Source organism: Sorangium sp. So ce1153 (assembly GCF_051521595.1).
GTDB lineage: Bacteria > Myxococcota_A > Polyangia > Polyangiales > Polyangiaceae > Sorangium.
The window spans coordinates 13,634,714-13,651,864 of record NZ_CP150361.1; the positions used below are offsets into that span (position 1 = coordinate 13,634,714).

Genomic DNA, 17,151 nt, shown 5'->3' on the forward strand with positions numbered 1-17,151 from the left:
AGGATGCCAGATATGACAGAGTCCGCGCACAAAGGTCGATCAATCGAAAACGTGTCCGCTGTGCTCGGTGTTAGGTTCGATGAGCCATCGGTTGCGTGGATTATTGATTTGCTGTGCATGGATCGATTGCTAAGATTCATGCCAATTGGTCTTGTTTACCTGAACTGCTCGCACGACTCGACGGATTATGATGAAGCACGGTATAGTGTCGTCGAGACAACTACAGAACGTAGAGTGATGAGTAGCGAGGAGCGCCATCGGTACCAGTACGTCGAATATGGAGATTCGGACCGTTCGTTTTGGATTGTCAGTATTCATGGCAGCGGCATGGTCATCACCGTCGTGTGCGACGAATTCTCGCTCGAGTCGCTCAACCTCGCAGAGTATTACCCCCAAGTGGCATGAAATATTCAGCTGCCAAGACATTCCATGCGGCCGGCGAATGGTGCTCAGCCAGGGTGGACAGATCAGAGTAGACCATCGATCCGGACCCGCACGCGGCGAACGAGGTGGACGAGTTCGTGCCGTCGGAGACGGACCGGCGGCTGCGGGAGCTGTTCTATGACGCGAATGGCAACCACAAGGAGTGGGGATACCGGAACAGCCCGCAGCGCACCCTGAGCTGGGACGAGGACAACCGGCTGGTGTCGGTGAGCGAGAACGGCCAGGAGCTGTCGCGCGCGCTGTACGACGGCGCGGGGGAGCGGCGCGTGCATCTGCACCGGGTCGCCGGGGAGGAGGAGACGGCGTACGTCGGCCAGCACCTCGTGGTGCGCAACGGGGTGGTCGCGACGAAGCACCTCTTTGCGGGCGCGACGCGGATCGCGAGCAAGATCGACGCCGACTGGTTCCAGGAGCCGCCGGTGCTGTACTACCACCCGGACCAGCTCGGGAGCACGCAGTACGTCACCGACCAGGACCAGCAGCTGAGCCAGCACGTCGAGTACCTGCCGAGCGGGGAGCTGTGGGCCGACCAGACGGACTCGCGGTTCCAGAACAGGCAGCCGTACCTGTTCACCGGGAAGGAGCTCGATCTGTCGACGGGGCTCTACTACTACGGGGCGCGGAGCTATGAGCCGCGGCTCGGGGTGTGGCTGAGCCCGGATCCGGTGCTGGCAGAGTACATGGCCGGCAGGCTCAACGGCGGGGTGTACCGGCCGATCAACCTGAGTCTCTACACATATGCGTGGAACAACCCCGTCGTCCTCATCGACCCGGACGGGCGCCTGACGACGCAAGCGATCGCCGAGGCGTTTGTGAAGGGCGCGGCGGTCGTCGGGACGGCGCTCTCGGTACCCGCCACCGCTGCCGTGTTCGAGCCGACTCCTGTCGGAGAGCTGGTCGTTGCTGGCGCGTTCGTTGTAGGAACCATAGGCTACGCGGGCTATCTGATCGTCGATGCCGCCGCGAATGGAGACCCTCCGAAGCCTCCGAGTCTTTTCCGATACCCGAGGATGCGCCCCAGGATGTCGCGGCGCCATCGCCGCCGCCTGCAGCGGGAGATGGCGGGGCGAAGGAGCCTCCCAAGCCGCCAGCGCCTCCTGCGGCGCAGCCGCCGGGAGAGCCGAGGACGCCTGGAGGCGGAGGCGACAGAGCGCGCGATGATGCAAATGGTGGAGTGAGGCTGACAGGTGGCGGCCGGAAAGTGCTTCAGGACCCTGCGCTTCGCCAGATGAAGGACAAGACGCTCCGCGAAGGAATCCTGGCGCGAGGAGGTGGAGGAGGGGTGGCGAGAAAAGCTGGAGATCTGGCATACAGAACCATCGGAGAACTCGCGAACGCCGCAGCCTAAGGAGACGGGGCAGCCGTCAAAGCGATCGAATTGCTGAAAGATGCCGCTCGGCTCGGCGGCAAGAATCACGGTCAGTAAACAGAGATCGATAAAATGAACATGCTTGATATGATTCGACCGTTCGTGGAAGAAGATCGCTCGTTGGTCAAGTGCGAGCTGTATGTAGACGAGGATCTGAGTGGGCAATGCGTCGGCGTGTGCTTCGCGTTCTCTGAGAAGGAGCTATTTGTCCATGCAGAAGCAGTAGATGATTCTATATTGTTGTCCGAAGAACTTCCTGCTTCTCTTTCGGATGGGTCGATTCGTAGGGCATTGGCGCCTGTCGAATGGGACTCGGCGATCGGGTGTCCCATTCTATGGGCTTGGACAATGACCAACACCCAAGGCAGGCTCGATGGATTGCAGATCGAGTTTGGTACTGTTGACCATCCTTCGATCACGCTGCAGATCGTGGTTCGTGCCTCGACGCTTGTACTGCGCACGCTTTAGCACCACTGTGTCGCGACCGGGCGGGATGAGCCGATGCTGCCCCCCCAGGAATCTCCAGGAAATCTGGAGCCTTTCTGCGGATCGGAGCTTGCGGCTCCGCGGGCGCGACGCAGCCTGGTGTGCCGTGGAGTACACGATGGACACCGCCGCCCAGCGGCGGCTGGACGCCTATTTCGTGGACATCGGGGAGAGCCTTGCCCATCCGCGAATCCCAACTTGAACCGCCCTCCGAGCGAGCGCGGATCCCACGACGGGACGGCCCCCGCCAGGATTGATCTCAGACGGCCTGCCAACGAGCTCCGCGATCGTGGCGTGTGCCGCCCCGTGCGCCTCCCGTACCGATAGCGACGATGTTGATCTGGAAAGCTGGATCTGGTCCGAGACGTCCCGGGAAGGGGGACGGGATGATCATCCAGGCGGCTCGTAGACCCGCTCTTCGAATGAGGAAATATGGCCATCTGGCAATGCTCGTTTCTTCTTGTGCCCTCCACGGAGCTCGGCCGCGACGCCGGCGTCCTGCTCGAAAGGATCGAGAGCGGTGACCTCTGGGAGCACGCTCAGCCGGATGAAGCCATCGAACGGGCGGCGAGCGATGTCCTGGGAAGGAGCCCAAGCTGGTCGCCCGAGGTGGACATCTGGGGACACCACGATGCAACATGCCTGACGATGGTTCGAGAGGGAGGCCGTGTCGTCGAGGTCCTCCTTCGTATCGACTTGCGGAGCGTACAGAGAGCAGATCTGGTGCGATTGCTTGACGGGCTCCGGCGGGCTGGCGTTCTCCTGGTCGACGAGACGAAGCAGCCGCACGAGCCGACACTGCCGGCGGTCGTGCATGTGTTGAAGATGTCCAACGCCTGGAGGTATGTGCAGGATCCGCGAGCGTACATCGCGTCCCTGTCAGATCCAGAGGGTCGCGACTGATCTCGTGTCGAACGCCCGTGGTCTGGCTCGCGTCGGCACGCCACTCCAGCTCGTGCGGCACCCTCCGTCGCAGCACGGCGAATCGCGCCGCCCTGCGACGCCGCGCCCCTCCGCTCTCCGAGGCAGCCCTGGCCCTTGTCGCCGGCGCCGGCCGGCTCTCTCGCCGACACCCGCTTGGCCGACCAGCAGGAGCCGCGCTACCACCGCCGCAGGTCACCCCGCATGCGAACCCCGCGCTCGCCCCGCGCCGCCGCCCGCGCCCGTGCGCTCGTCCTCGCGGCGGGCGCCGCGCTCGCGGCCCTCTCCGTCGCGTGCGGCGGCGGCCAGACGCAGGGCGAGGCCTTCGACCCGCGCTGGAAGGACGACGGCGGCGCCGGCATCGCGGCCTTCCAGCAGCGGTTCGCGGGCAGGCCCATCCCCCTCGGCGCGGACGTGGCCGTCGGGGTCGTCGCGGGCCCAGGGCCGCAGCGGCTGGTCGGCATGCCGCTCGACGGCGGCCCGGCGTGGACCTTCACGCACCCGCTCGACGCGCGGCCGGCCGTCGCGGGGAGCGTCGTCGTCGGGCTCGGCCAGGGCGAGCTGTTCGCCCTCGACGCGCGCACCGGCAAGCCGCTCTGGCAGCGGAACGCCGGCGGCAGGCTCCGCGGCGCGGGCGACGACGGCGAGACCACCGTCGTGTCGATCGTCTCGACCACGGGCACCAGGAGCGTGGTGCTCGCGGTGAACCACGAGGGGCTCGTGCTGCGCCAGATCGAGGACTCCGCCGCCATCGGCGTGCCCGCCGTCGTGGGGCGCTACGCGTTCCTGCCGTGGGACGGGCGGTACGTCACCGTGTTCGACCTGCAGACGGGCGGCGAGGTGGCGCGGGCGGCGCTCCGCATCGACGTGAGCCGCGCGTTCCTGCTCGGCGGAGCGGTCTTCTTCGGCGGCGCGGCGGCGGCGACGCGGTTCGACGCCGCGATCGGGCGCGGCGCGGCAGGGCGCGCGTCCACGGCGCGGCTGCCCGCGCGCGAGCTGCCCGGGGCGCCCGTCTGGATGACCGCAGGGACCGAGGTGCTCGAGCCGACCGCCTCGGCCGAGGACCGGGCGCGGATCTACGCCCGCCCCCGCACCTCAGGGCGGCCTGGCTTCCAGGGGAACCGCTTCGTGGCGACGTACCACCGGATGGCGGTCGGCGTCGCCGCGCGCTCGGGCGATCTCGCGTGGGCCCAGGGCGGCGAGGCCGACTTCGTCGGCGGCGCGGCCTACGCCGGCGGCTTCGCGCTGTGCGACGCGCGCGGCGAGATCTCGTTCTTCGACGCGCAGGGCGGGGCCGTCGTCGGGCGCGCGTCGCTCGGCCTGCCGGTCCAGGCGTGCGTGGTGCAGGCCGACGGGCTCACCGCCGCGGCGGTCGCCCGCAAGACGGCCGCGGTCGCCGGCAAGGCGGCGGCACGGGGTGAGCCGGGAGGCGAAGAGGCAGCAGCGAACGTCCCGTGAGGAGGGCGCGCAACAGGACCTCCGCGAGGCCGCTCGCCAGGCCCCCCGCGAGGCCGCCGTCAGCGGGGCTTGTCGCCCCGGTCCTCCGGGTCGACCGCGATGCGGAACCCAGGGTCGTCCGGGGTGGGCCCGGTAGGCCGCGTGACGGGGGCGTCGGGCACCGAGGTGTCGTCGCGATGCTCGTCGCGCGGGGGCGCGGCCGGAGGGCCCTTGCTCAGCTCGGCGCCGAGCCGGCCGATCACGTTCGAAGCCGCCCGCACGAGCTCGCGCCCGGCGTCGTCGACCGCCCTGCCGACGCTCGTGCGGTCGAGGTCCTTGCGCAGGTCCACGGCCGTCTTGCGCGCCGCGCGCCAGAGCAGGCTCAGCCCCTGCTTGAGATCCTCCTTGGGGTCGTCGCGATCGGGGTTCGAGCTCATCGCTCCTCCTTGGGCTTCCCTCGAGCAGGCTTATGTTCCCGCCGCGCCGGTGCCGCAAGCGCCGCGCACGGGCTCTTCAGGCAGCGGTCTTCGGCTTGCTCGCGGGATCAGCCTCCGACGGACGCCTCGGCTTGCTCCGGGGCTCGGCCTCGCCGGGCGCCCTCGCCGGCGCCGGCGACGAGGCCGCGACGCGCCTCCCGCCCGGCGCGCTGTCCGGCCCCGAGGGCGCCGGCGCGCCTCCGCCCACCGGCGGCCGGCGCTGCGGGGCAGGTGACCCCGCCGCAGACCTCGCCGGCGCGGGCGCCCCCGCGGGCGGCACCGACGCAGACCTCGCCGACGCCGGCGCCCCCGCGGGCGGCACCGACGACGCAGACCTCGCCGGCGCGGGCGCCCCCGCGGGCGGCACCGACGACGCGGACCTCGCCGCCGGGAGCGCCGGCGCGGGCGGCGCCGACGCGGACCTCGCCCCGGGCACCGCCCCGGGCCTCGCCGGCGCGCTCGCCTCGGCCCCGGGCTTCGCCGGCCCGGGCGCCTCGGCCGCGGGCGGGTGCGCGCTGCCGGACCGCAGCGACGGCGACCACGCCGTCGAGCGGTTCCGGCCCGACCGCTTCGAGACGTAGAGCGACTCGTCCGCGGCCTTGAAGAGCTCCTCCCACGTGCTGCCCGCCTCGGGGTACGTCGCGACGCCGATCGAGCACGTCACCTGGCACTGCACCGGGCCGTTGCTGCCGGCCGCGTGGAACGTCGTCCGACCGAGCTCCTCGCGCACACGCTCGGCCAGCAGCATCGCGCCCCGCGCGTCCGTCTCCTCGCAGATCACGACGAACTCCTCGCCGCCGAAGCGCGCGACAGCGTCGGTCGTCCGCTTCGCGCGCCTGAGGACGTCGCCGAGCCCCTTGATGATCACGTCGCCCACGTCGTGGCCGTACGTGTCGTTCACCTTCTTGAAGTGGTCGATGTCCGTCACCAGCACCGACAGCCGCCGCGAGAACCGCCGCGCGGCCGTGATCTTCTGGTCGGCCACCTCGAGCATCGCGCGCTTGTTGAGCAGCCCGGTCAGCCCGTCCATCGTCGCGAGCTCCTCGAGGCGCCGCATCATGCGCGCGTTCGAGAGCGACACGGCCATGTGGCTGGCGAGGACCTCGAGCGTGCTGCGCACCGAGTCGTTGAAGGCCGCGCGCCGCCGCGAGCCGAGCACCAGCGTGCCGAGCGGGCGGTCGTGCACGACCAGCGGGAGCACGATGATCGACGGCATCGACGGCGGGGCGACGCGGCGGGTGAAGACCACCTGCCGCTTCTCGTCGTACTCGCCCCGGTAGGGGAGGGGGTGCCGGTTCTGCAGCACCATCGAGACCAGCCCCGCGTTGTGGCGGAAGCGCTGGCCCGTCAGCTCGGCGCCGCCGTCGCCGCTCACGGCGCGGATCTCGTGGACCTTCTGCGCCTCGTCGTACAGCGTGACCGCCGCGAAATCGACCGACGTGATCTCGCGGGCGCTCGTGACGCCCGCCTCGATGACGCCGGCCTCCGTCGTGGCGGCGCCGAGCGCCTCGGCGGCGCGGTAGAGCTTGCCCTGCTCGACCTTGGCGCGCTCGAGCTGGACGAAGACGCGCTCGTTCTGGATCGCGCGCACCGCGTAGCGGCACGCCTCGTCGATGAGCTCGAGCTCCCGCGGCGAGAACGCGCGGTCCTCGACGCGATCGACCACGAGCACCCCGCGGAGCTGGCCGTGCTCGAACACAGGCAGCGCGCAGACGGCGCGCACCGGGGAAGGGCCGACGTAGTAAGGGAGCTTGTAGCCGGGCTTGAGCCCGCCGATGACGACCGGCGCGCGCTGCGTGATCGCCGCGCCGAAGACGCCGTCCCCGGAGAGGAACGGGCCCTCGGAGAGGTTCGGGGCGTCGCTCGCGAGCTCGCTGATGCGCAGGTGCGTGCCGGTGTCGTTCTGCCAGAGGAGCACCGCGGTGTAGAGGTCCAGCGACTCGCGGAGCAGGCGCAGCGCGAAGAGCACCGACTGGTGGATCTCCTCGACGCCGGACCGGGCGAGCCGCTCGTCGTCGCCCTTCTGGGCCCCGCCGCGCGCCTGGGCCGGGGCGGAGAGCAGGCGGTAGCTGCGCGCGTCGTCGCGGAGCCGGTCGATCTCGGCCTGGAGGTGGGTGCGCGAGGCCTTCCGGACGCGGCCGATCTCGGCGCGGAGGATGGCCGCGTTCAGCACCGAGAAGACGGCCATGAAGCCGATGTGCGGCGCGGCGGCGCGCGCGGCGTCGAGGGCGAGCGGCGCGCTGCGCGTCGCGGCCGAGCGCACGGCGATCTCGAGGGCGGCGGCGGCCAGCGCGACGAGGAGCGACGCGCCGGGGCGGGCGAAGGCGCTCACGAGGGCGATGACGACGTAGAGGGCGGCGTGGGCGTCGCCGTCGAGCGAGCCGTCGAGGCGGAGGACCGCGGCGAACGTGGCGACGACGAGGAGGGCGCCGACCTCGAGGTCGAGCAGGGCGCTCGCCTCGATGGCGGCGGCGCGGCGGCGCGCGCGCTGGACGAGGAGCCCTACCAGCGCGACGAACGCCGCGGCGGCGGCGAGCGGCGGGAGGCGCTCGGACGCGTCGAGGACCACGAGCCCCCCGAGGGCCAGCGCGCAGGCGAGCGGCGCCGCATTGCGCGCGAGACGGCGGGCGGTGAGCACGGCGAGCACCAGGTTGGCCATGGGCTCGCATGCCGCTATCAGAGGTCGATCCGGAGGGCCCAGTTCTCTGCCGGGCGCGACCGGCCGGTGGGGGAAACGAGCGAAAGCGCAGCACGAGCGGCTCGTGGTGCGGCATGAGCAGCAGGGGAGGGCGACGTGGAGAAAGCGGTACGCGAGATCGAACGAGGCGGCTCGGCCCTGGGAGCAACCGCGCAGGAGTACGCGCTTGTGCGCTATGTGTGGGCAAACCAACTGGGGGATGGACGAGCGCCTCGACCCCGTACGGCGCCACGCTCCCAGGTTGAAACCGCGCTTGAGCCGGCGCGGGTGCCTGGTCCCGGTCCAGACGATCTCGCAGCTCCGCGCCCGTCATCGTCGGGGATGCAGGGATCTCGGACGGTCCGCAGGCCTACCAGAACAGCGCGAGAGGCTTTCGAGTGACACGTGCCGCTCTCGAGGACCCGCAGGGCTCAGCTCGGGGGCGTCGCCGCACGCGCGACACCTGAACGTCTCGTTGAAAGGAGAGATCACACACCGCTATGGAGCCGCAATTCGACTTTTACGAGGTTGTATCCATTCTCCCCTGCGACGCAGTCCCGGGGCGGCTGTGGGGCACGTGCGGCGTCGTCGTGGGGCGAGCCGGCGGCGACGGCCGTGGATGGGAGTATGGCATCCAGGCCTTCGCCGACGAGAACTTGTGCTGGCAGCTGGAGGAGCGGTGCCTGCGGACGGAGGGATGGAAGATGTCCAGAGATGACGTGTACACAGGCGAGGTGATGGGCGTGCGCGTCGATCCAGCGACCGGGAAGGGGTCGCCCCGGACATGAGCGATGTCGGGCCACCTCGCTAACCACATCCGCTGCCTCTGTGCGGCGCGCTGCGCCAGGCGGGACATGCGGGGGCGGCGTGACGACGCCGGTACCCACACGCAAGTGGCTCACGGCGCGGCCGGGCGCGCGGCTTGTGGCGCGGCGACGGCGGGGGCATGGAGCCCATTCATGCCCCTCCGGGAGCTCCTTCCCATTGTCCTCCTCGGCGCAGGAATCTCACTCGGCGCGGGGATCACGGCCTGCGCCGCGCGACCAGGCTCGACCGGCGGGGGCTCGCCGAGCGCCGCCGCGGCGCCGGCGCGGCCGAGCGCACCGGCGAGCGCCCCCGCGGCAGCGTCGGCGCAAGCGGCGGCGGGCGATCCGGCTGCGCCCGGGGAAGCCGCCCCTGAGCTGCCGCCTCCGCTGGCCGAGCAGATCGCGAGCCTCCCGCCGGGCGCGGCGATCTACTTCTCGCTTCGCAGCAACGACCTCGGCGTTGCCCTCCAGTACCTGCCCGAGCTCGCCCAGCTCCTGGTCGAGGCGAACCGCGCGCTCGGCAGCCAGGATCCGCCCGACGTGACGCTCGCCAGGGCCGGCGTCGACACGCGCAGGTCGATCCTGGGCGCGGTGGTGCCCGCGCCCGAGAAGAGCGCGCGCGCGGTCGTCGACGCGATGGCGAAGGGGGCCTCGGGCGACGCGCTCGAGAAGGTCGTTCGCGCGCACGCGCCGGACGCGACGCGGCTGCGGCTCCTCGTTCCGCTCGCGAGCGGGGTGGACCCGCGGCGCGCCCTGGCGCCCATGATCGGCGCGCTCACGGGCGGCGCCCCGCTGGACGCGTGCCCGGGCGCCGCGCGCTGCGCCGGCTTCGGCGCCCGTGCGCCGCTCGGCGTGGCGCAGGGCGGGCTCGCCGCCGTCGCGGTCCACGCGGACGGCGCGGACCTCCGGCTCGACATCGTGATGCCGCTCTTCGTGTCCGGCGCCGATCCGGCCGCCATGAGGGAGCTCGTCGCGTTCAGCGGAGAGCTCGGGGGCCCGGAGGGCCGGTGCTCCCGGTTCGACGCGAGCCCCATGCTGTCGGTGTGCCTCGATGCCGACCGGCTGGGCGCGCTGGGCGCGACGGACGGCTACGGCAAGATCGCGAGCGCGCTCTCCGGAGGCTCGGTCGACCCGAAGGTGGTGCCGGCGATCGCCGCCCAGGGCCTCGCCGAGGCGCGGAAGAACCTCTGGCTCGCGGCGCCGGCGCGCCGGCTCGCGAGCGACGGCACCCTCGGGGTCACCGTGCAGGGCAAGCGGAGCCGCCTCGTCGGGTCGTGGGCCCTGACGGACGCCTCGCGCGCCGGCGTGGAGAGGGCGTTCGCCACCGAGCGATGCGCCGTCGGCGACGAGACGGCCAGGGAGCTCTTGCCCGCGCTCCGCGCGGCGTTCGGCGATCCGGGGAAGGGCTTCGACGACCCGAAGAAGGCCGGCACCGCGTTCAAGGAGGCAGGCTGGGCTGCTTACTTGATCGCCGCCGCCGGCACATGGCCGAACCTGCTCGGCGTGATCGCGAGCGCGCTCGCTCAGGGCCCCGGGGCCGACCCGGACTACCAGCTGTGCGCCCGCCACGACGACGGGCGGCTCGTCCTCGTGGCCCAGATCGGGAGATGAAAGCGCGCACCTCGCCGCAGCGCTGAGCAGCGCGGGCAAGCTCGGCTCGCCCGGCGGCGCCTCGGGCCGCCTCTGGCTTGACGTGGCCGGGGCCGGGCCCGAGAGCCAGCGCACCGAAGGTCATGGGGAGTCGGCTGTTCGTCCGCAAACCGCTGTCGGTCCTGAAGAAGGAGCTGGAAGGGGAGCACCGCCTCCGGCGCGCCCTCGGGCCGCTGCAGCTCACGAGCCTCGGGATCGGCGCCATCATCGGGACAGGCATCTTCGTGCTCACCGGTCAGGCCGCGCACGACAAGGCCGGTCCCGCGCTGATGCTGTCCTTCGTCGTCGCGGGGCTCGCCTGCGTGTTCGCGGCCCTCTGTTACGCGGAGTTCGCGGCGATGGTGCCAGTCGCGGGCTCGGCCTACACGTACGCGTACGCCACGCTCGGCGAGCTGCCGGCGTGGATCATCGGGTGGGACCTCGTCCTCGAGTACGCCGTCGGCGCCGCCGCCGTGGCGCACGGGTGGTCCCATTACTTCCAGGACTTCATCGGGATCTTCGGGGTGGAGCTGCCAAGAGAGCTCAGGAGCGCGCCGTTCGACTACAATCCGGCGCTCGGCGAGTTCGTGCCCACGGGCTCGATCCTCGATCTCCCCGCCATCCTCGTGACGACCGCGGTCACGGTGATCCTGCTCAAGGGCATCCGCGAGAGCGCGACGTTCAACGCGGTGATGGTCGCGCTCAAGCTCGCTGTCGTGCTCTTCGTCGTCGCCGTCGGCGCGTTCCACGTCAACCCGGACAACTGGCGGCCGTTCGCGCCGTTCGGGCTCGGGGGGCTCAGCTTCTTCGGTCACACGATCTTCGGCGAGACAGGCAAAGGGGGAGAGCCGCTCGGGATGCTCGCCGGCGCCGCGACCATCTTCTTCGCCTACATCGGGTTCGATGCGATCTCGACCCACGCCGAGGAGGCGAAGCGCCCGCAGCGCGACCTGCCCATCGGCATCGTGGCCTCGCTCGTCATCTGCACGGTCCTCTACGTCGCCGTCGCGGCGATCCTGACGGGCATGGTGCCCTACACCGAGCTGAGCATCGACGCGCCCGTCTCCGACGCCTTCGCGCGCGTCGGCCTCCCGTGGGCGCAGTTCATCATCTCCCTCGGGGCGATCGCCGGGATCACCTCCGTGCTGCTCGTGCTCATGCTCAGCCAGCCGCGCGTGCTGCTCGCCATCGCCCGCGACGGGCTCCTGCCGAGGCGCTTCTTCGGAGCGGTACACCCGGTCTTCAGGACGCCGTGGAAGTCCACCTTCCTCACCGGGTTCGTGGTCGCCAGCCTGTCGGCGCTCCTCCCGCTGCGGATCCTGGCGGAGCTCGTCAACATCGGGACGCTCCTTGCGTTCCTGTTCGTCTGCGCGGCCGTCCTGGTCATGCGGCGGAAGGCGCCGGACGCGCCGCGTCCGTTCCGGGTGCCGCTCTATCCGCTCACCCCGATCCTCGGGATCGTGATCTGCTGCATCCTCATGTTCTCGCTGCCCACCGAGAACTGGCTGCGCCTCGCCGTCTGGCTCCTCCTCGGGATCGCGATCTACTTCGGCTACAGCCGCAAGCACAGCGCGCTGACGGAGAGCCAGTAACGTCGGCGACGGGCGTGGATCGCGCGCGCCCTACCCCGGCGGCGCGGACCCCCGTGGCGGCTCGCCCTCCGCCGGCGCCGCGGCGCCGGCCCCGGCGACAGCGCGGGGCAGGTCGACCGAGAACGTCGCGCCGCGCCCCGGCGCGCTCTCCACCCGCACCGCGCCCCCGTGCTGCTCCACGATGAGCCGCACGATCCAGAGGCCCAGGCCGAACCCGCCGTAGTGCATGACCGACGCCGCGCGCTGGAACCGCTCGAAGATGCGCGCCTGGTCGCCCGGCGCGATGCCGATGCCGCGGTCCTGCACCGCGAACCGGACCCGCTCCGCGTCGGCCTCGACGCGCACGTCGATCGGCGCGCCGGCGCCGTACTTCACGGCGTTCGACAGGAGGTTCGTGATCACCTGCTCCATGCGGGCCCGATCCCAGCGCACGACGACCTCCGGGCAGCCGAGCAGGCGGATGCACGAGCCCTGGCGCGGCGGCTCCTGGAACCGCTCGATGCCCTCGCGGAGCAGCGCGACGAGGTCGAAGTCGTCGAGGTGGAGCGGCAGGCCGCGCGCGGAGATCCGGGTGACGTCGAGCAGCTCGTTCACCAGGTCGCTCAGCCTGAAGACGCTCCGGTGGATGGTCGAGAGCTTGGGGTCGAGCCGCTCCATGCCCTGGGCGGCCTGGCCGAGCCGGATCGCCCGCCGCAGGCTCTCCACCTGGAGGACGAGCACCGTGAGCGGCGTCTTGAGCTCGTGCGACGCGACGCAGAGGAACTCGTCGCGCACCTGGACCGCCTCCTCGAGGCGCCGGAGGAGCCGCTCGCGCTCCTGCTCGAGCCGGAGCCGCTCGGTCTCGTCGCGGGTGCTCATCACCGCGCCGGCGGGCGCGCCGTCCGCCCGGCGCAGCGGCGACGCGCTCGCGGAGAGCACGCGCGCCGAGCCGTCCGGCCGCCGGACCTGCCAGCGGGCGCTCTCCACCTTGTCCCCGCGCAGCGCGCGGTGGAGCGGCGTCTCCGCGGCCGGCATCGGGGCGCCGTCCGGCGTGAAGAAGGCCGTCGTCAGGGCCCACGCGTCGATCGCGCGCTCCGTGGCCGGCCCGAGCTGCCGCTCGGCCTCGGGGTTCATCAGCCGGACGACGCCGCGCTCGTCCACCATGACGATCCCGTCGCCGCTCTGCTCGACGATGCGCCGGAGCACGGCGTGCTCGGCGGCGCGCCGCTCCTCGCTCCGCTGGAGCGCGTCCTCGGCGCGCTTGCGCTCGATGCCCTGCGCGACCATGTCGGCGATCGTCCCCAGCGCGTCGAGCACCCGCCCGTGCAGGGGAGTCCGCGCGAACATCGCGATGACGCCGATGAGCCGCTCCTCGACGAGCAGCGGGTATCCGGCGAACGACACCATGCCCTCGCGCCGCGCCCACTCCTTCTCGCTCACCTGCGGGTCGCCCGGGACGTCGTTCGTCAGGTGCGGCCGGCGCTCCTCCGCGATGCGGCCGATCTTGTAGCGGCCCACGGGGACGCGGCTGTGGGCGCCGTCGAGGTGCGTGTACATCCCCGCGCTCGCCCAGAGCTCCAGCACCTGCGCGCGCTCGTCGAGCAGCCAGATGCGCGCGAACGCCGCGTCGAGGTGCCCCCGGATCGCCTCGGCGCAGCGCTGCACGAGCTCCCGCATCGTGCCGGGGTGGGACAGCGCCGCGCTCACCTCGGCCCGGAGCGCGCTCGTGAGCGCCTGCACCGCGAGCAGCTGCTCGTCCCGCTTCCGCTCCGTGATGTCGATGAACGTGACGATGGCGCCGACGACCTCCCCCTGCCGGAGGACGGGGCGCGACCAGTACTCGACGGGGAGGCTCGTCCCGTCCGCGCGGAAGAGCGGCTCGCCCTCGAGGTGCGCGGCCTCCCCGCTCCGGCACGTGCGGCAGATCCGGCACTCCGACTCGGGCAGCGGGGCGCCGCTCGAGCGCGTGTGGTGGACGAGCTGGTGCATGGTGCGCCCGACGAGCTCCGCCTCGTCGCGGTACCCGAGCAGCCGCACGCAGGCCCGGTTGGCGAACGTGCACCGCCCCGCGCGATCCAGCCCGAAGATGCCTTGCTCGGTCGACTCGAGCAGCGCCTGCACGCGCTCCTCGCTCTCGCGGAGCGCCTCCTCGGCGACCTTCGCCCGCGTGACGTCCGTGGAGAGGCCGCAGACGACGAGCGCCCTGCCGGCCGGGTCCCGGCGGCGGACGATCTCGCTGCTCAGCCACACGACGCGCCCGTCGGCGGCGAGGAAGCGGTGCTCGATGCGCTCTCTCGTCCCCTCCGCGAGGACCTTGCGCGCCAGCGCCAGCAGCCGCGGCCGGTCCTCCGGGTGCTGCTGTCGCCAGAAGAGCCCCTCGTCGCACGCCCAGCGCTCGGCGGCGTGCCCGAACAGCTCCCTCGCCGGCGCGCGCACCGAAGGCAGCTCGATCGCGTCGCCCCGCACCTCCCAGATCAGCGCCTCCGGCGCGCCGAGGAGCGCCGACGCGGACCGGTCACCGGCCGGCGCGCCCAGGTCGTCCTCGGAGAGCGCCGGGCTCTGCAGGGATGAGTCCAGTTGCTCCCGCTGCGCGTCTCTGGCTCGACCCTGGAGCTCGCCCGCCGGACAACTCACGTATCAGGCTAGCATGTCGGTCGCGGCGCGCCCCGTGCCCGCCGCGCGCCCGCGCCCGCGCACAGGCCTCCCGCAGCGCGCGAGAGGCGGCGATCGCGTGAGGTCGAGGCGGCTCGACAGCCCACCTCACCCGCGCGCCGCGCCGCGGATCTGCGAGGATGGCGCGGAGGGTCAGGGACACGACGTGCGGCTCGGGATCCGGCTTCAGCTCCTCTTCGCGCTCGGCGCGCTGCTCGTGCTGGCGTTCGTGCCGCTCTTCTTCGCCGTGGCGAGCCTCACGCGGGCCACCATGGGCGGCGTGCGCGCGTCGAGCGCCCGCGCGATCGGGCGCGCGATCGCCGGGCACGTCGCCGCGGCGCGGGTGAACCGGCCCGCGCCGGAGCTCTCGCTGCTGCTCGAGGCGCAGCTCGGGCCGGACGGGGCGTCGGCGATCGGCGTCTACGACGCGGCGGGCGCGCTCGTGGACCGCGCCGGGGAGCCGGAGGCGACGGCGGCGCTGCCGGCCTCGGTGGAGGCGGGCGCGGAGGTGCTGCGGTCGGCGCGCACGGCGCGCGGGGGCGCGATCCTGGTGATCGTCCCGGAGCACGCGGGCGCGCCGTCGACCACGCCGAGCGCGGGCGCCGCGCCGAGCGCGGGCGCCACGCCGAGCGCGGGCGCCGCGCCGAGCGCGGGCGCCGCGCCGAGCGCGGGCGCCACGCCGAGCGCGGGCGCCACGCCGAGCGCGGGCGCCGCGCAGGTGGGCTCCGTGGCCGTGCTGGTGCCGACCGACCCGTCGACGGTGGCCGCGGCGCCGCTCGTCCGGATCGTCGCGCTCTACACCGGGGTGATGGCGCTCGGGCTGCTCGTGTTCGCGTACATCGCGATGACGCGCCTCGTCGTGCGGCCGGTCGACGCGCTGTCGCGCGCCGCGCACCGCGTGGCCGGCGGCGCGCGCGACCTCGAGGTGCCGCAGGCCGGCGCGCGGGAGCTCGCGGAGCTCGGGGCGAGCCTCGCGCTCATGACGGGCCGCCTCCGCGCCGACGAGGAGTCGCTGCGGGCGAAGATCGCGGAGGTCGAGCGCTACGCGGCGGACCTGAAGCGCGCGCAGGAGCGGCTGGTCCGCTCCGAGCGGCTCGCGTCCGTGGGGCGGCTCTCGGCGGGGCTCGCGCACGAGATCGGCAACCCGATCGCGGCGATCCTGGGGCTCCAGGAGCTGCTGCTCGCGGGGGGCCTCACGCCGGCGGAGGAGCGCGACTTCGTCGAGCGGATGAAGCGCGAGACGGAGCGCATCCACCGGATCCTGCGCGACCTGCTCGACTTCGCGCGGCCGGCGGCGGGCGGCGCCGGGGAGGCGGCGGAGGCGGGGGAAGAGCCCTCCGGGTCGGTCGCGGAGGCGATCGACGACGTCGTCTCGCTGGTGGCGCCGCAGAAGGCGTTCCGCGGGGTCGAGCTCGCGCGGGACGTCGCGCCCGACGTGCCGCGCGTGCCGCTGTCGCACGGGCGGCTCGTGCAGGTGCTGCTGAACCTCCTCCTGAACGCGGCCGACGCGGTGCCGCGCGCGCGTGGTGGTGCGCGCGTGGCGGTGCGCGCGTCGCGGGGGGCGGACGGGGCCGCGCGGATCGAGGTCGAGGACAACGGGCCGGGGATCGCGGAGGCGGTGCGCGACACGCTGTTCGAGCCGTTCATCACGACCAAGCAGGTCGGCGAGGGGACGGGGCTCGGCCTCGCCGTGTGCCGGGGGCTCGTCGAGGCGGCCGGCGGCTCGATCGGCGTGGAGCGAGGCGAGCAGGGCGGGGCGCGGTTCGTGGTGCTGCTGCCGGCCGTGGGGTCGCGCGAGGGGTGACGCGGCAGCGGAGCGCCGCTCCTCGCCGTCGCGCCGGCGCTCGTCAGTCCGCGCGTCCGCGCGTCCGCGCGTCCGCGCCGGCCCGCGTTCGCGCGTCCGCGCCGGCCCGCGTCCACGCGTCAGTTCACCACGCGCCCCGACGACGGCCACGGCCGCTCGCCGCCGAGCTGGTCGAGCTCCTTCCGCAGCTCCTCGGTCGGCGCGAGCACCTGCATCCGCTCGAGCACGCTGCGCAGCCGCGCCGCGTCCGAGCGGCTCGAGTAGATCGAGCGCAGGTTGTTCAGCATGCGCACCAGGATCTGCCGCTTCTGCGCCGGCACGAGGAGCCGCGGATCCGGGTCGCGCGTGGCGCCGGTGGCGCGGGTGTGCAGCGCGCGCAGGTCGTCCCGGCCGATCAGGCGGCCCTCGAAGGGGTCGATCAGCAGCACGCCGCCGCGGACCGGCGTCCTCACCAGGAAGTGACCCGGGAACGAGACGCCCTGGGCCTCCATGCCGGCCCGCGAGCACACCTCGAGGAGCACGACCGCCAGCGTGATGGGAATGCCCGTCCGGCGATCGAGGACCTCGTGCAGGTAGCTGTTCTTCGGGTCGTAGTAGTCGCCCGTGTTGCCGTGGAAGCCGAGCTCGCCGTAGAACCAGCGCAGCAGCGCCTCGATGGGGCCGCTGCCCGGCGTCGCCTCCGGCGAGCGCCAGGGCCGATCGATCGCGCGGCGCGCCTCGCCGCCGAGGCGGTCGAGGACGCCGAGGTAATGGGGGATGTCGAGCCCCGGGTACGCGGCGTCGTCGATGAGGAGAGCCGCCTCGGCGAGGTCGAGCTCGTCCTCCGGTCTCGCGGCGATATGCGCAAAGAGCGTCAGACTCACCGGCGCAGGCATCGGA

The 17,151-nt window shown here is 72.6% G+C and carries 13 protein-coding genes; 9 read left to right on the forward strand and 4 right to left on the reverse strand.

What is annotated here, in order from left to right; genetic code table 11:
- Positions 1 to 12 precede the first annotated feature (12 nt).
- From WME85_RS49655 to WME85_RS49675, 5 genes are all read left to right on the forward strand, one after another.
- Positions 13 to 405 carry a hypothetical protein gene (locus WME85_RS49655; RefSeq protein ID WP_437832325.1) on the forward strand — a complete coding sequence of 131 codons (393 nt, stop codon included), beginning with the start codon at positions 13 to 15 and terminating at the stop codon, positions 403 to 405.
- A 116-nt stretch (positions 406 to 521) separates the two neighbouring features.
- On the forward strand, positions 522 to 1,622 hold the full coding sequence (locus WME85_RS49660; protein WP_437832328.1) for an RHS repeat domain-containing protein: 1,101 nt from the start codon (positions 522 to 524) through the stop codon (positions 1,620 to 1,622).
- Positions 1,623 to 1,891: 269 nt separating this feature from the next.
- Positions 1,892 to 2,281 (forward strand): DUF6334 family protein, encoded by a 390-nt coding sequence (locus WME85_RS49665; protein WP_437832329.1) that lies wholly within the window; start codon positions 1,892 to 1,894, stop codon positions 2,279 to 2,281.
- A 450-nt stretch (positions 2,282 to 2,731) separates the two neighbouring features.
- Positions 2,732 to 3,202: a hypothetical protein gene (locus WME85_RS49670; RefSeq protein WP_437832332.1), complete on the forward strand. Its 471-nt coding sequence runs from the start codon at positions 2,732 to 2,734 to the stop codon at positions 3,200 to 3,202.
- A gap of 222 nt (positions 3,203 to 3,424) precedes the next feature.
- Positions 3,425 to 4,678 (forward strand): outer membrane protein assembly factor BamB family protein, encoded by a 1,254-nt coding sequence (locus tag WME85_RS49675; RefSeq protein WP_437832334.1) that lies wholly within the window; start codon positions 3,425 to 3,427, stop codon positions 4,676 to 4,678.
- 59 nt (positions 4,679 to 4,737) lie between these two features.
- Here WME85_RS49675 and WME85_RS49680 read toward each other — a convergent pair whose 3' ends face one another.
- Positions 4,738 to 5,094 carry a hypothetical protein gene (locus tag WME85_RS49680; RefSeq protein ID WP_437832337.1) on the reverse strand — a complete coding sequence of 119 codons (357 nt, stop codon included), beginning with the start codon at positions 5,092 to 5,094 and terminating at the stop codon, positions 4,738 to 4,740.
- 76 nt (positions 5,095 to 5,170) lie between these two features.
- Positions 5,171 to 7,792, reverse strand: a complete 2,622-nt coding sequence (locus tag WME85_RS49685; RefSeq protein ID WP_437832340.1) for a diguanylate cyclase — start codon at positions 7,790 to 7,792, stop codon at positions 5,171 to 5,173.
- A 518-nt stretch (positions 7,793 to 8,310) separates the two neighbouring features.
- On the opposite strand from WME85_RS49685, the gene imm31 reads away from it, so the two are divergent.
- From imm31 to WME85_RS49700, 3 genes are all read left to right on the forward strand, one after another.
- On the forward strand, positions 8,311 to 8,598 hold the full coding sequence (imm31, locus tag WME85_RS49690; protein ID WP_437832343.1) for an Imm31 family immunity protein: 288 nt from the start codon (positions 8,311 to 8,313) through the stop codon (positions 8,596 to 8,598).
- A 171-nt stretch (positions 8,599 to 8,769) separates the two neighbouring features.
- Positions 8,770 to 10,227, forward strand: a complete 1,458-nt coding sequence (locus WME85_RS49695) for a hypothetical protein (protein ID WP_437832345.1) — start codon at positions 8,770 to 8,772, stop codon at positions 10,225 to 10,227.
- Between the two features lie 122 nt (positions 10,228 to 10,349).
- Complete coding sequence (locus tag WME85_RS49700) at positions 10,350 to 11,837, forward strand: amino acid permease (RefSeq protein ID WP_437832348.1); 1,488 nt, start codon at positions 10,350 to 10,352, stop codon at positions 11,835 to 11,837.
- A gap of 30 nt (positions 11,838 to 11,867) precedes the next feature.
- Here the strand turns inward: WME85_RS49700 and WME85_RS49705 are convergent, their stop codons facing one another.
- Positions 11,868 to 14,450, reverse strand: a complete 2,583-nt coding sequence (locus WME85_RS49705; protein ID WP_437832350.1) for a PAS domain S-box protein — start codon at positions 14,448 to 14,450, stop codon at positions 11,868 to 11,870.
- Positions 14,451 to 14,547: 97 nt separating this feature from the next.
- Between WME85_RS49705 and WME85_RS49710 the strand changes: the two genes are divergently transcribed.
- A complete protein-coding gene (locus WME85_RS49710; RefSeq protein ID WP_437832353.1) occupies positions 14,548 to 16,272 on the forward strand; it encodes an ATP-binding protein in 1,725 nt (574 codons plus the stop codon).
- A gap of 119 nt (positions 16,273 to 16,391) precedes the next feature.
- On the opposite strand, the gene WME85_RS49715 is transcribed toward WME85_RS49710, so the two are convergent.
- Positions 16,392 to 17,135, reverse strand: a complete 744-nt coding sequence (locus tag WME85_RS49715) for a SirB1 family protein (RefSeq protein WP_437832354.1) — start codon at positions 17,133 to 17,135, stop codon at positions 16,392 to 16,394.
- Positions 17,136 to 17,151: the final 16 nt, after the last annotated feature.